The sequence below is a fragment of the Candidatus Omnitrophota bacterium genome, assembly GCA_016929445.1.
GTDB lineage: Bacteria > Omnitrophota > Gorgyraeia > JAFGIU01 > JAFGIU01 > JAFGIU01.
The window spans coordinates 1-15,412 of the sequence record JAFGIU010000080.1; the positions used below are offsets into that span (position 1 = coordinate 1).

The 15,412-nt window shown below is 55.6% G+C and carries 11 protein-coding genes; all 11 read right to left on the reverse strand.

The features are described 5' to 3' along the window. Nucleotides 1-1,241 (reverse strand): hypothetical protein (locus JW937_06780; protein MBN1587116.1); only part of this gene is annotated, 1,241 nt, incomplete at its 3' end. Between the two features lie 496 nt (nucleotides 1,242-1,737). Further along, the gene (locus tag JW937_06785) at nucleotides 1,738-2,298 is read right to left on the reverse strand and encodes an NADH-quinone oxidoreductase subunit I (protein MBN1587117.1); all 561 of its coding nucleotides are present in this window, start codon (nucleotides 2,296-2,298) and stop codon (nucleotides 1,738-1,740) included. A gap of 5 nt (nucleotides 2,299-2,303) precedes the next feature. Continuing rightward, on the reverse strand, nucleotides 2,304-3,386 hold the full coding sequence (locus tag JW937_06790; protein MBN1587118.1) for an NADH-quinone oxidoreductase subunit H: 1,083 nt from the start codon (nucleotides 3,384-3,386) through the stop codon (nucleotides 2,304-2,306). Nucleotides 3,387-3,423: 37 nt separating this feature from the next. Continuing rightward, nucleotides 3,424-5,022, reverse strand: coding sequence for a (2Fe-2S)-binding protein (locus JW937_06795; GenBank protein MBN1587119.1), 1,599 nt, complete (start codon nucleotides 5,020-5,022; stop codon nucleotides 3,424-3,426). A gap of 50 nt (nucleotides 5,023-5,072) precedes the next feature. Beyond that, a complete protein-coding gene (gene nuoF / locus JW937_06800) occupies nucleotides 5,073-6,413 on the reverse strand; it encodes an NADH-quinone oxidoreductase subunit NuoF (protein ID MBN1587120.1) in 1,341 nt (446 codons plus the stop codon). After that, nucleotides 6,414-6,878 carry an NADH-quinone oxidoreductase subunit NuoE gene (gene nuoE / locus JW937_06805; protein MBN1587121.1) on the reverse strand — a complete coding sequence of 155 codons (465 nt, stop codon included), beginning with the start codon at nucleotides 6,876-6,878 and terminating at the stop codon, nucleotides 6,414-6,416. It abuts the gene before it with no gap. A gap of 35 nt (nucleotides 6,879-6,913) precedes the next feature. Continuing rightward, the gene (locus tag JW937_06810; protein MBN1587122.1) at nucleotides 6,914-8,239 is read right to left on the reverse strand and encodes an NADH-quinone oxidoreductase subunit D; all 1,326 of its coding nucleotides are present in this window, start codon (nucleotides 8,237-8,239) and stop codon (nucleotides 6,914-6,916) included. Nucleotides 8,240-8,241: 2 nt separating this feature from the next. After that, entirely contained in the window at nucleotides 8,242-8,841 is a 600-nt protein-coding gene (locus tag JW937_06815) for an NADH-quinone oxidoreductase subunit C (GenBank protein MBN1587123.1), read from the reverse strand. Nucleotides 8,842-8,845: 4 nt separating this feature from the next. Then, on the reverse strand, nucleotides 8,846-9,310 hold the full coding sequence (gene nuoB, locus JW937_06820) for an NADH-quinone oxidoreductase subunit NuoB (protein ID MBN1587124.1): 465 nt from the start codon (nucleotides 9,308-9,310) through the stop codon (nucleotides 8,846-8,848). A 3-nt stretch (nucleotides 9,311-9,313) separates the two neighbouring features. After that, nucleotides 9,314-9,682, reverse strand: coding sequence for an NADH-quinone oxidoreductase subunit A (locus tag JW937_06825; GenBank protein ID MBN1587125.1), 369 nt, complete (start codon nucleotides 9,680-9,682; stop codon nucleotides 9,314-9,316). Nucleotides 9,683-9,901: 219 nt separating this feature from the next. Further along, nucleotides 9,902-15,343 carry a hypothetical protein gene (locus tag JW937_06830; GenBank protein ID MBN1587126.1) on the reverse strand — a complete coding sequence of 1,814 codons (5,442 nt, stop codon included), beginning with the start codon at nucleotides 15,341-15,343 and terminating at the stop codon, nucleotides 9,902-9,904. Nucleotides 15,344-15,412 lie beyond the last annotated feature (69 nt).

Here is a 15,412-nt window from a genome sequence, read left to right on the forward strand (position 1 = left end):
AGCCCATGGTACTTCTCCTCATCCTGCGGTGTGGTGCTTCTGGGTGCGATGACCGTGTACGAAATGTTGCGCGCGGCGAGGGCTTTCATCATGCCTTCGGTATGGAAGCCTCCTCCGATCAGCACAGCCGTATCAACCCCTTCGCGCTCCATGGCCTGCAATACGTTTTCGACCATCGCCTGGTCGCGGTCAAAGGCGATGGTGTAGAACTTTTCCAGGGACTGGAGTTCTTTGCCAAGCTCTGGCCACATGGCCTTGGGGACAAGGCTTTGGAGCTCGTTGCGGCCCTCGCCCGATTGGTACTTTGACAGCTCCTCGCGGTTGAGTTTAAAGTCCGCGAGCTTGGTCATCTTGCCAAGATAACGCGAGGCTAATAGGAAGTCTTTTTCTTCCGAGCTACCACAGAGAGCCAGCCCGAGCTGATCTTCGAGCTGCTTGAGTTGGGACAACAGATCATGCGTGTCCAGTGCCTGGGAGAGCTTCACATATTCCAGGTAGGTCCGAATTTCAGGGTCCTCCAAAATCCTGGGGTCTTGGAGCGACTCGGAATCAGCGAGTTTTTGCAGTTTCGCTTTGACCCCGTCCGGATCAAACTGGCCCTCCAATTCTCCGAGGCGCAGCAACGCACTAAAGTCGCTGGACTCTTGGATAGGAAGCGAATGCTCCTTGGCCAGCCTCTCAAGGTGTTGCGCATATTCACGCAAGTCCGCGTCTGCGGACTCAAAGGCCTCAGCCCGGTCAATGAACTGCTGAAGACGCGGCGAATAAATCTCCTTCTGGAGCTGGGCAATGCTAAGTTCGACCGGCTCTAACAAATCCTCTAAATCACTCTGATTCGAATAGCGCTTTTTGAACACAGCCAACTGTTCGAAATAGAGCTGCTCGTCATCAATGCCGTACAAGGTCGGGGGATTTTCAGAAGTAATGGCCAGGTAGTCCGCGCCGGTTAGCAGGCCCTTCTCAAAGAAATATCCGGCCACTTGCTCCCGCGTCTTGGCGTCATCCGGAAAGGCCCGGAAGAATCGTAGATCAAAATCCCCGAACGCCCCTTCTACAGCCACCAGATCTACTCCGTACTCCTGCTGCAAGTGCTCTATAAGATGCGCCGAATTCGTCTGCGCCTCCGTGTGCGCGTGGATGTCCTGGATATGAAGGATGTGCTTCGAAGAGCCCCCTTCCGGCGCGCGATACGACTCCACCACGCGGCCATACTCCTCCGGCACACGTACGGTGTCAGGCACTGGTGCCAGGCACCGGTGCCTGGCACCAGTGCCTGACACCGCGAATAGGGGATTAGGGCGAGTGGGCAGGGCGTGGCCGATCCCCAGGCTACTCAGGAGAAAGATGCCGGTCAGAAGGAATGCTACTAAGCTGTTAAAACGTCGCGTGTTATGCATAGTTGACGGGGTGTGAATTATCAAAATACAACTTATTTATAAAGTGTACCATTCCTTGGCGCACTTTCAAGGGAGCGGGCCTACTTGTAACATATTGGAATAACAGGAGATGGTGATTTTCGGGCTACTAGAAAACCCTATGCACTCTGCAAAGATGGCCACGCTTTGCTCGCCATAACACCTGCGTGACACCCGGTTGGGACTTCAGTGCCAGGCACTGGTGCCAGGCACCGGTGCCTGGCACCGTGAAACGTGAACACCGTGAAACAAACTGTGGCGCAAAACACCTATGACTGGATTCCTGCCTTCGCGGGAATGAGAGACTGCTGTGGCGGAGCCTTTAGCTCTTCTTGCCGTAGAAGGTCTTCTGGGGCATTCCGCCCGGCGAGGGATTGAGGAGTTCCTGCATATCCAGGATCATCTCCTCGCGGGAGTAGGCGGCAATGGTGTGGATCTGGGTATCCATCCGGATCGCATCCTCAGGGCAAGCCTCCACACAAAATCCGCAGTACACGCACTTGCCTAAATCCAGCACAAAGCTCTTGGGCGCCTTCTCCACATTTGGATCCGGGTGCTCCCCTGCCACAATATAAATGCAGTGGGCCGGGCACACGGTCTCGCACATCATGCAGGACACACAGCGCGGGCTCCCGTCTTCGCGCTGGGTCAGCCGGTGCCGCGTGCGCAGACGCGGGGAGGTGGGCCGCATCTCTTCCGGATACTGGATGGTGACCGCCGCCTCCACACTCTTCATCAGGCCCAATCGATGCGCGGTGTGCACAAAGATATTGCGCCAGAACTTCGAGGCCGTGATCCACAAGCCGCGAAAGATCTCGGGGAGATAGATTTTTTCCCAGAAGTTGAGTTCAGGGCGTTGTACGGTTACGGTTTTTGCAGGCATAGCTCCTAGCCGATAAGTACCAATACAAGACCGGTGATCACGATATTCGCCAGGGAAACCGGGAACATGTACTTCCAACCCAGCCGCATCAGCTGGTCATAGCGAAAGCGCGGCAAGGTCCACCGGATAATCATGAAAAACCAGATAAAGGCAACCACTTTGAAAACAAAACTCAGCACCTGGAGCCCGACCACGACCCCGTGACTCATGGCCACCACCCCGCCCCAAGGCCAATGAATCCCGTCGGCAAAAAGCCAAGGCACCTGCCACCCCCCGAAAAACACGGTGGTCATGATCATGGCCACAAGGATGGTCTCGATAAAGTCGGTCATGAAGAACATTCCGAACTTCATCCCGCTGTACTCCACAAAGTACCCGACAATCTCCGACTCGCCTTCGGGCAGATCAAAGGGAATGCGCTTGGTCTCGGCCAAGGCCGCAGTCATAAACAGCAGTGCACCCACAGGCTGGACAATAATTCCCCACATGGGAATTAACCCCCACAGGTGCTTGCCCTGGGCCATGACCATTCCCTGCAGATCCAAAGTGCTATACACCATGACCGCGCCCAGGATCGCCACACCCAAGGTGATCTCATAGGAAAGCATCTGGCTTGCCCCGCGCAGCCCGCCCAGGAAAGCGTAATTGTTGTTTGAGGAAATCCCGGCCAGGATCACGCCGTAAACTCCGAGAGACATCATGGCAAAAATGTAGAGCAACCCGATATCAAGCTGCGCCACCTGCAAACTGATGGTCCGGCCAAAAGCCTGAAGCTCCGGCCCAAAGGGGATTGCAGCCACAGCGGCAATCGCGAATGTCACGGACACCACCGGCGCCAAGGTAAACAGAAAACGCTGCGCGCCGCTGGGCGTGAAGTCCTCCTTCATCACCATCTTGATGACATCCGCGATCGGATGAAAGAGCCCCAGAATCCGGAACCCAAAAATGGAAGCCCGGTTCGCGCCCACGCGGTCCTGCATGACCGCGGATTGCTTGCGCTCCACCCAGGTCAGCAGCCCGGCAATGCTCATGACAAAAGCCACCATGATGACCGAAAGCGCTGTTTTAATTGCAAGTTGCTCTAGCATAGATTGCTTCACTTCGTTCGCAATGACGGAGGCCGAATCAGGAAGACAAGGCCGCAGTCTTCCCTAATAGCCCGCCGGTACCCAAAGCCTCGTAGCTCATTCCCGAGAAAAACGGCACCTTTTCGGCCAGATTCTCAAAAATCATCTCTTCGGACTGCCACTCAAAACCTTTGAGCTCCAGCCGCGCAGCCAAATCGGCTGCCGTATGCCAATCCGGCCTCGCCTCGCCCAAAGGCCGAAGCGCTTGCCAAAGCCGCTGCACGCGTCCGTCGACATTGGTAAAACTGCCCTGGTTTTCAACATACACAGTGCTGGGCAGCACCTGGTCGGCAGCGGCACTGGTCACATTTTGATTGGAGCCTTGGTACACCATCCAACGCATGCGCTTGCGCAATTCGGAAAAAAGCTCTTCACCGAGGATCCGCGCAATATCCTGGCCGCAAACCCACAAGAGCTCGATATCGCGATTACACAGCGCGCCCTGGAGTTGGTTCGTGGCAATCACCGTCAGCCCCAGGGCCTCGGCCCCGGCGCGATTCGGGTTTTTGTCCGGTGTCTTGAGAAGGTTATCCCCCTCGCCCGCAGCCGTGTGGCTCACACATAGGGTTTTCGCACTCGCGCCCTCAAAGAGCTTCTTCATGGCAAACAGGTTTTCATTCGTCTGCCCCGGCGACAGCAGGCCCACAATACTACCCTTGTTCTTTACTTCTTTGATCCTCTCAGCTAATTGCTGCAAGTTCTCTGCCCAGGTGCCTTGCTTGAGCGCACTCAAACGCCCCTCGTCCACAAAGCGATACCCGTAGCGTCCCTCGTCGCAAATCCACCAGCGGTTGACCAGCGGATTAGTGCGCGGCTTGAGCCGGATCACACGCCGGCCCTGGGCCTTGAATGCATGGCGGTCCACATCCTTTTTGGTGTGAACCTGAATGTTGCAACCCCGGCTGCAACCGGGACACACGGAATCCGTGCTGGCCAAATACCACACGCGCGTCTGGAAACGGAAATCCTTGTCCGTGAGCGCGCCCACCGGACAAATATCCACGACATTGCCGGAATATCCGCTTTCGAGCAATTTGCCCGGATACACGTTGATTTCCGAATGGTCCCCGCGATTAAAGATGCCCAGTTCCCCGGTCCCGGTAATTTCGTCACAAAAACGCACACAGCGGCTGCACAGGATACAGCGCTCTTGATCGAGCATCACCTCTTTGCCTATGTGCGTGGCCTTCTTTGTTTTCTTGACCTTATTCTCATCCATGCGCGCCTGGTACTGGCCGTGCTGCATGTAATAGTCCTGGAGCCAGCACTCTCCTGCCTGATCGCACACCGGACAGTCCAGAGGATGATTGACGAGCAAAAACTCCAGCACATCCTGGCGCGCCTTGCGCACCTTGGCGTTTTGGGTATAGACCACCATACCGTCGGTCGCGGGCGTATTGCAGGCGATCTGCAGTTTGGGCACGCCCTCGATTTCCACCAGACAAATACGGCAGTTGCCCGCAATGGACAGTCCGGGATGATAACAGTAGAAGGGCACCTCGCTGCCCGCTTTGTGGGCGGCCTGGATCACCGTAGTGCCCTTGGGCACTTCGACATGCTTTCCGTCAATGTTGAGTTGGATTAAGTCTGTACTCAATGTCTGTCGTTTTGTTTGTCATTCCCGCGGAAGCGGGAATCTAGTTACCTTCAGTCATTCAAGTGGATCCCCGCCTGCGCGGGGATGACGGCATGCTCTGGTGTCAAACACCCCTTTGACTCGCTCGCAATGATCGACCTGCCGCTCCGGATATGTTCTTCGAATTCCGCGCGGAATTTTTCGATATAGCTCTGGACCGGCCAGGCCGCGGCATCCGCAAACACGCAAATAGTGCGGCCTTCCATATTTGAAGACACGTCCAAGAGCAGATCCAAATCCCCGATGCGCCCCATGCCGCGCGCCATACGGTCAATCACCCGGTGGATCCAGCCCGTGCCTTCGCGGCAGGGCGAACACTGCCCGCAGGACTCGTGGTGAAAGAAACGGCTCGCCACCCACAGAGCCCGCACCATGTCCGTAGTCTCGTCCATCACAATGACTCCGCCTGAACCCAGCATTGTACCTGCCGCGCGGATCTGGTCATAATCCAAGTTCACATCAATTTCGTCAGCATTGAGGATCTTCGCGCTGATCCCGCCCGGGATCACAGCCTTGAGATCGCGCCCTCCCCGGACGCCGCCGCCGTGCTCGTAAATGAGCTCCCGAAGCGGCGTACCCATGGGCAATTCGTAAACCCCGGGCCGCTCCACATGACCGCTTAAACAAAAAAGGTGGGTTCCGCCGTTTTTTTCCGAGCCCAAGTCCGCAAACCACTTGGCCCCATTCCGGAATATCAAGGGCAAACACGCAATGGTCTCCACATTGTTGACCACAGTTGGGCAGTCAAAAAGTCCTTTGATCGCCGGGAACGGAGGCTTAAGCTTGGGTTGGCCTTTGCCGCCTTCCAAAGAAGACAGAAGCGCCGTTTCTTCCCCGCAAATGTACGCGCCCGCGCCCGGGTGCACCACAATATCCAATTTAAAATCCTGGCCCAGGGTCTTCTCGCCGATCAGACCGTTCGCATAGGCCTCCTCCACGGCCGCACGCACGCGTTTCATGGGCTGCACATATTCGCCCCTTATATAGATGTAGGCCTTGTGCGCCTGGATTGCGAAGGCGGCAATAATCATGCCCTCGATCAATGCGTGAGGATCGCGCTCCAAAATATATTTGTCCTTAAAGGTGCCGGGTTCGCCCTCGTCCGCGTTAATGACAAGGTATTTGGGCACGCTCGTGGTCTTGGGCACAAAGCTCCACTTCACGCCCGTGGGGAAACCCGCGCCGCCCAGGCCGCGCAGGTTGGAGGCCTTGACCTCTTCGATCACGGCATCGGGCTGCATGGCCATGGCCTTTTGCGCGCCCTCGTAGCCGTGACACTCCTTATAGACCTTGAGTGTGTGGCCGCCGTTAACGTGAAATCTAGCTGAGAGGTGGTTCAGTGGTTTTGGCATCTACTCCAACCCATCCAAAATCTCATCAATGCGTTGCGGCGTGAGCGGGCCGTAGTAATGATCGTTAATCTGCATCATAGGCCCTGCCTCGCAAGCGCCCAGGCACTCGACTGTGGAGAGCGTGAACTTGCCGTCAGCCGTGGTGCCGCCCGGCTGGATCTCCAGCTTCTCTTTCAAATAATCCACCACAGAGCTGGAGCCCAGCAAATCGCAACTCATGTTGCCGCACACCTGGATGTGATACTTGCCTATGGGTTGCCGGTTGAACAACGTATAAAAACTCACGACCTCGCGCACATGCGCCAAAGAAATGCCGATCAATTGGCCGGCCCATTCCTCGGCTTCGGGGCTCACCCAACCCAGGGATTCCTGCGCGATATGGAGTACCGGCAGAATAGCCGCGCGTTTGGTGTCATACTTGGCAATCAGATTCTCCGCGCGCTCAGTCAATGCCGCCAAACGAATTGCGCGTTCCTCAGACGATAAGGTTGGCGAAGGATTCACCGGTCCAACTCCCCGGCAATCATGTTCACGGACCCGAAGGTCGCGACCACATCCGCCATCTGCTCTCCCCTCAAGATATCCGGCAAGGCCTGCATAATGGGCAGGCAAGGCGGATGCACGCGCACGCGATACGGATAATCCGTGCCGTCGCTCACCACGTAAAAACCAAGCTCCCCGTTGGCACCCTCCACCGCGTGGTACACCTCGCCGCGCGGCGGGATCACCCCGTGCCCCAGCATAATGAGCTTAAAGTGATTCATGAGGCCTTCAATATTGCCGTAGGTCTCTTCCTTGGAAGGCAAACTCACGCCGCGGCTTTCCGTACGCACCTGCTCATGCGGCCCGCGCTGCCCGCCCTCCAGAGTGGGATCCGCCGCAACCTCAACCTGATGAAAGCCCTCGGTACGGCCTATCTTCGCTTCGTCCACCATTTGCGCAGCATCCATCTTCTTCCGGTCCAAACTCACAGGTCCTTTGGGCATCTGCTCCAGACACTGCCGCACAATGCGCAAAGATTGGCGCATCTCTTCCATGCGGCACAAATAGCGGTCATAGTTGTCGCCCTTGGTTCCCACAGGCACATCAAAATCCAGCCGGTCGTAAACCGAATACGGTTGGTCCTTGCGCACGTCATAGTCCACGCCGGTGGAGCGCAGGAACGGCCCGCTGATCGCATACTCCAGGGCAAGTTCCTGCGAGATCACTCCGGTGCCGCTCAAACGATCCACAAAAATGCGGTTGCGCGTCACCAGCTTGTCCACGTCGCTGAGCACAGCAAGCACCTTATCTGAGGCCGCGCGCGCGCGCTCCGCAAAACCCCCGGGCAAATCCGCTTTCACGCCGCCCACGCGCGCATAGCTGATGGTGAGCCGCGCCCCGCAGACCTGCTCGATCAGCTCCCACATGTATTCACGCGCTTTAATCATATAGAGGAAGACCGTGAAAGCTCCCAGCTCCATAGCCGAAGCCCCGACGCACGTGAGGTGATCGGACACACGGGACAGCTCGCTCATGATCGTGCGAATGTATTCCGCGCGCTCCGGGGCCTCAATGCCCATGAGCTTTTCCACGGCCATGGCATAGCCCACGTTATTGATGAGCGGGGAAACATAGTTGAGCCGGTCTGTATAGGGAAAGACCTGCTGCCAGCCCACCTGTTCGCAGCTTTTCTCAAAAGCGCGGTGCAGGTAGCCGATCTCCACTTCCGTGCCCACGATCTTCTCGCCGTCCAGCTCCATGATCAGGCGGATGACGCCGTGCATGGCCGGATGGGAAGGGCCGACATTCAATAGCATGGTGCGGGTTTCGGTTGCGTCGTTCATCGTCAATTCTGCGGCCCGATCAGCGGTTGCCGCCGGTCGTAGGGATAATCCTTCCGCAAAGGATGCCCCTCAAATTCCTCATACATCAAAAGACGTTTCAGATCCGGGTGGCCCTCAAAATGGATACCAAACATGTCCCACACCTCGCGCTCATACCAATTGGCGCTGAGCCACACGCCGGCCAGCGTCGGCACGCTGGGATTCCGGCGCGGGAGCGGCACCTTCAAACGCACGCGGTGCTTCTTGGGCAAAGAGAATAAATGGTAGACGACTTCGAAGCGCCAGCGCTTGCCCGCCTCTGTGCTCCACCCGCCTTCGTCCTCAGCCGGGCGTGTGTGCGCCTCAGGCGGCAAGGGGGAACCAAAGGCCGTGAGCGATGCGCGGCCGCTGGTGCCATTCCAAAATGTTTCGTAATCCACGGCCGTCAAATCCCGGAGTATGTTAAAACGCATCTGCGGGTCTGCCTTCAAGAAACGGCACACATCCACCAGGAGCCCCGGCTCCAGAGTGACAGTGGCCTCGCTGCGCCAGACGCGTGTGCCCAGCAGCTTCTTGGGGAATTTGTCTTTGAGAGTCTGAATGATTTTATCCGGGGAGGCCATGGTGTTATGCCACTTTAACGTGTTGGATTTTGTCCTGGAGCTTCATCAGCCCGTCCAGGACATTTTCAGGACGGGGAGGACAACCGGGAATGTAAATATCCACGGGAATGATCGTGTCAATGCCCTGTACCGTGGAGTAGTTGTCGTAAAACCCGCCCGTGCAAGTGCAAACGCCGAAAGCAACCACCCATTTCGGCTCGCACATCTGGTCGTAAATCTCCTTCAGGACGGGCGCCATCTTGTGGCTGATCGTGCCCACCACAAAGAGCACGTCGGACTGGCGCGGCGAGAAGCGCGGGAAGCCCGCGCCAAAGCGGTCGATATCGTAGTGCGAGCAGGCGGTGGCCATGTATTCCATGCCGCAACAAGCGGTGACAAAGGGGTATTGGAAAATGGAATACTTCCGCGCCCAGCCAATCGCGCTGTCTAATTTAGAAGTAAGAAATGAGAGTGCGGATTCGTTAGCCATGAATTAGCTCCAATCCAACGCGCCTTTGCGCCACGCGTAGATAAATCCCTCCGCCAAAGTCCATAGGAAGAGCAGCATGGCCAGGTACCCGTAAATCCCCAGGTCCCGGAACACCACAGCCCAGGGAAACAAAAAGATCACCTCCACATCGAAAATGACGAAAAGCATGGCCACCACATAAAACTTGACCGAGTATTTGCCCCGCGGCAACGCAAAGGGAGTCTTACCGCATTCATAGGGAAGCATCTTGGCAGGGTTGGGCTTGCGCGGGCCAAAGAAAACCGCCAGGCTCAGAAGCGCCAGGGCGACTGCCAGGGAAAAAGCTCCGAATATAAGAATGGCCCCGTATTCGATTGGGGCTCCTAAACCCATAGGATCTCCGATTCTTCAGGGACAGATCTCTGAAGGAGATGTGTCCCTTCCTCCAGAACGGGTGCCTGACACCCGCTCAACCCGCAGGTGACAAAGTACTCGCTCGAATAAGTTCCCTAGTATAACGCCAAGGAAGAGGGGTGTCCAGGCTGAGGGATGAGGGGACGGACCTCACGGAAATGGTTGGTGGGTAAAGGGTTGGCGAGAACCGTCCCTAGGTTAAAGGCTGGAGGACAAGGCTTCAGCCCCCGAGGCCTCCCCGACAAGGTGGTCTATGGCGTGTCCGTTCGAAGTAGCGGGTCTCACTTCAATGCCACGCCTGAGAATCCGCAGCCGCACATAGCCGTTGGGGCCGGCTTCGTCCAAGACTTGCTCCGCGCCAGCTAAGATAGGCACCCCTTGCAACAGCAAATGCTGGATGATCCCGCGGGCTTCAATAACCGGCATTTCTTCATAGGCATACATACGTCCTATATCAGTCAGACTCCGGATAACATCATCTAGATCCTGAACGGGGCCACGGGGGTCCTCGATCCATCGTCCCACTGCATCAATATCTCCACTCTGGAGAAAGTGTTCAATCTCACTAATAAGATTGAATACAGGCCAGTGAAGAAGGACTTCCGTACTTTCGATCGGCGCAGAAGGCAGTTCCTCGTGGTGAATAATAACATGGAAAACGTTCAACAATTTCAACCGAACCCCTTGGGCCTCCACAAGCAACTGCTCCAAGGATAACGGAACATCTTCCAGCGAATGATTACCCTGTGGGGAAAGAAACAGTTGACCTGTCTGCCTGAATTTGGACTGCAGCTCTCTTACCGCATCAATTCCATATGCCAGGGTTTCATTGATTTTCGGGAGAACATCAGACCACCACTGCTCCCTGGCTCTCCGGATGCCCTCAGCGGATACCCTCTGCTCCCACATCTCCAAAGCATTCAGACCCCAACCCGGTTGGACCTCGTCATAGCGCTCCAAGGCCACGATCAACGTATTCAGCCAAAGATCTTTGAGTGTCTCTCTCCTATCCGAAGCATCGATCAGAAGCCGCCACATGCCGGCTCTTGCCTCCTTATGTTCTTCCCGCTGCCTGCGAAAACGTTCCTCCAACTGAACCAGGTGGTAATGCTCGAAACCCTCAGCAAGGATCCACTCTTCGATTCTTGCCTCCTGCCCCGTCGCCTCGGCAAGGGCAAATGCGTGTAAATCTCCGATTCTTTCCTGTGCTGCCGCAATAGATGGGGGCATGGTCCCTATGAGATAACTCACCCGGTGCCGCGGGTCAGGCTGAAGGTGCCCCAACTCGTGGCCTTCAGTGAGAATAGCCATGAAGGTATCGCCTTCGCGGAGCATCAGGTCCCCGAAGTCCAGTGCCATGCTTGCGTTATCGGAACCCTCCTCGATGTGCGCATTTGCCAAGATTTCCATGGCGATAAATTTAAACCGGAACTCTAAGTCATCAAAGGAGTTCTTCCAATAACTGTTGCTTTCAAGATGCTTCAGTGCCGCCGCAAGACTCAGCAAGCAGTGCGCCTTCATGTAATGGTCTCGCTCTTCCTGGGGGACACGACGGTCAAGCATCTTAGTCAAGAACGGCCCCTCTTCCAGCATCGTCAGGTTGAGCAGCAACTCCGGTTCATCTCCGAGCCTTTGCCAAGCATGCGCAAAGTCATCTCCGCTCGATGTGAGAAGATCCCCCAATACCCGCCCCCAAGCAGCTCCCTTTGATTCCATTACTGAAACTCCACCAAGTTCAGCAACTCTGTCCGGAGTCCAGAAACTCTTTGCTTGTTCCCAGGCTTGCATCAACTCTTCAAAACGACGATCAGCTCCCCAAAGACCCAGAAGCCAAGTGTTTTGAGCCCCGGCAAGGCAAGCGTCTCTACTCATTGTCTTAAAAAGACCCGCGTACGGGCCCTCTGTGGCGCGCCGAATTAGACGATTGACCACCTCAGAGATTGACTCTGATGAAAAGATTCCTCCGACAAGAACACGCATCAACACTCTGTCTGCACCTTGAGGGTCTGCTATGAATGACTGTTTGAATACCGGCTCACTCAGGACTTCTTTGACAAATCTCTCAAAGTTGTCGGATCCCAGCTTTAGGATGGAGCGTAGCAGCCCCAGAACTCCCAAGGAATCTTGTTCAAAGCCTCTGATCAGTTCGGGCTCTCCCACAATAGCCCGGAGCCGCGTCCACCCCTTCTCGATCTCCTCATCACTGAACCGGGGCTGCTCTGATTCCGGGTCCAATTCAGTCAGTTCATTGAATACCTTGGCCCAGCCTGAAGGATCTGCGGCTATGGTCCGGGCGAGTTGCCCTTGCAAGCCCCGATCAACAAGCATCCGGTAGTGACGGCTGAAACGCTCTGAACCTGCCTCCACAATGGTGGCCAGAGCCTCGCAAGCTCCGGCGGGACTTCGTAAATACAGAATCCTAAATTGGCCAAGGTCACCTATTTCATTCAACTGATTAAACGCCCCTACCACTTCATCGGAATCCAGCCCTTCAGAAGCCAGAGAAGCCAGCGACCACATCCCGCTCACCCATTGACGTGGGCGAGCAGAAAACACCTCGCGCACGGCTCTCGGCCCCACATGCTCGATCAACCACTGATTCGCAGCGACAATATTCTCTTCACCCCGTTCCCGTAAACGCCCGAAGGTATGCATCGCATTGGCAAATTCGGCAAATCCCACATCTAAAAGCACCTGCAGAATCACTGCCCCGTCTTTGATTTCGAGAATCTCGCAAAGCCTGTCCCGGTTTTCCATGTAGCCAATTACAGCCTCCACAAATGCCTGAGGATTTTCAACAAAGAGCTTTCTCACTAACCCTTCATCGTCAGAAAGAACCATAAGTTGGCGAACAACCATACCGAATTCCTGAACGTTTGATGGACTGAGTAAGGAGCATGCCTTATGGAAACTCGCCGGGTCTAAACCTTGTACTCGGCGCACCGCATTTCCTCCCAGTGGTCCCCTTGCCAGTTGGTTTTGGATTGTGAGCGGCACGTCACGGCTTAAAACTCTTTCAGCCATTCCTCGAAGGAGCAGTGTAACTTCCTGTTCTCTTTCAATGACTCGATCCAGCATGGTTGTGGCGCGCAGATCTCCGTAGAAATCAACAAAGTACCTTGCCATGGCCATGTGCTGATTTGCGGCTCTATACCCCTCTTCGAATTCATTGACCATCCCCATTAAATGGTAATAACTCTGTTCGCTAAACAGCGGAATCAAGCGCTGTATCTGATCAAACCCAAAGACGCTGTGTCTCCCGCCAGTGACAAGGGTTTCCTCGCCAGAGGCCAACCAATGAGCCAACACCTCTACATCACTCAATGAGGCGGCCTGTCTGGCATAGAACTCCGGCAGATAGGCATCGTAATCCGTAGCAATGGTATGTCTTAGACCAATTCTAGCAATCCACACCAGAGTCCTGAGTTTATGGTAAAGAGCTTGATTACGCCCCTCTTCGCTCTTGTCTTCTGTTTCTGCTGCCCCAAACCTATACTCCTTATTGATAACAATCACCCGCTGCCCATCCGGCAGAAAACCGTGATATGCAGGAGATTCCTTCCCTAAGATGGCTTCATAGATGACAACGTTCGCGAGAACGCCCTCCCCTCTTGCTGCCTCCTCAAGCAGCTGAGCCATTTCCTCAAGCATCTCCGGCACCGTCTCCCGATCCGCATCTGTCACTGTTCGTTTTCCCTCATCAACCCAGGCACCCAAGCCACGGATACGTTGGGCTGCGGTTTCGAAATCAACCTTTGACGCGTCAGACTGAGTAATGGCTGCATAGAACTGCTCAGGTGTGTATCGTTTGAGCTGTCCTGATGCCTCTTGAAGATCTCGCGGCCCCCATGGTTTGAGTGCTGCGTAAAACAGAGGGGACGACCGCGTTATAGCGCCCGATGGTTCCCTCGAGGCCGGCGCCGCACCCCAGATTTCCCAAGGCTGTTTGTCTGACGGGTGGGACTGGGCGAAGACTGTGCTTGTGGTCAGGACATAGCCTGTGGGCATCTTTCCCTGGCCTGCGAGTTGATCCCATTGCTCCGCGTTCTCAACATACTCCCAATGTTCTCCATCCGCCGTACGCGTATGCACAAAAGCTCCGTACCACAATTCCATCTGTCTGGCGGCATCAGTGCCCGGATCCAACAGGTCCCGTTGAAATCCCTCCGCCGGATTTATCAAAGCCAGGTGGTAGTCTGCCCGCTGCGAAAGACCAGCCGCCACTTGCATAGCAAATGCGGAGGTGTTTTCCACCCCTCCCTGCCGGGACTCTCCGGTGAGGGATTCGATCAATGCATCAGACACAAAAGTCACAGCTGCCAGGTATCTCTTACGAGTCTCCGCATCATCCAAACGATCTCCGGGCACAGCCTGAATGAATGAGTTGACCAACCACCGGGTCAAGGCCACAAAACCTTCCTTCGATTTGGAAAGACTCTCCCCCCCTCTTCCATTCATTGCTGCCTCTGCCAAAGCATCCAATGCGCAGCAAAACAAACGTTCCTCCAACTGAGGCCCATTCTGTTCTGCTGGACTTCTATTTATGAGAGCAGGAAGCAGGGTTTCCACGAACTGCTGCACGCCCTCAAAGGTTCCGGGTGCCACAACTCGCAGCTTTTCCTTCATAGCCCTGCCGCGTTCTGCAGCTTTCACATCCAAGAATTCGGCAAGATCAGACTTATCCTCAAAGCCGAGAGCTTGGGCAAGCGCTTCTGCATCGGAATCCTCAGGCGAAGACATCCACGCGAGGATCACCAAATAGCGGAGTCTTGCGCGGGTACTGAAGCGTGTGTCGCGCAAGATACTTCTTGCCAAGAGACGGCTCCATTCGAGCAGCGTTGCTTGGACTTCAGATTCGGAACGGCTTCCGAGCATCGACATCAAATCATAGGCCTCTCCTAAAAACTCCCGGTAGGTAATCTGAGGTTCTGTGATGACATTACCCTGGTTTTGAAGAAGCTGCGTGGTAAACGCAATGGTCTGGCGCGGGGCGATCTCCTGCTGCAGCATGCGTTCCAGGTACAGCGTGGGCACACTGAGGTCTGTCACGCGCGGCGCAACCACCACGTGGGAGATGCGTTGTTCTTGAAGCAGCTCTTCAATGCCCACACTGTGAAAGCCGCCGGTCACCAAGAAGGCTGTCTTCTGCCCGGATTCATCCAAGACCTGCAACGTGTTCTCAACCAAGGGCAGGTTGCGTTCCAACGCGCTTTCGTAAAAGGCCTCGCACTCCTGCCGCAGCTCCGCCCACTGCCCAAAGTTCTCCGCAGAAGGCTCCCGCATCGCGACTCCTGCCTTCCTTGCCAGACTGCGCTGCTCTTCCCAGAGTTGCGCCAGGCTTTGCCCTTGGACCGTCTCAACATATCGGGACCACTGACGGGGACTTGCCTCGGCTGCCATCACGGTGGCGACAAGTCTCAGGTTTTCAGCGCCTTGGTAAAACTGCCGCTGTGCCGGATATTCCAGGAGCCCCAGGATCAAGCTCTCCTCGAGAGCTTCCTTTTCTGCGCTGAGAATCTGGAGATCGAGCTGCTTGTACAAAGCTTCTTGAGTCATGGCCAGCCGCAGTTGAGGGAAAGAAGCTGTCCCGATCCCGCCCATCAAGTCCAGGACTTCGGAAGCAAACTGTCCCGTGGACAAAGTGCCGGAGCCAACCTGCGATGCAAGTTCCAAAAGACGGTTCTGTTTGGATTCATCCTGCAGATCACT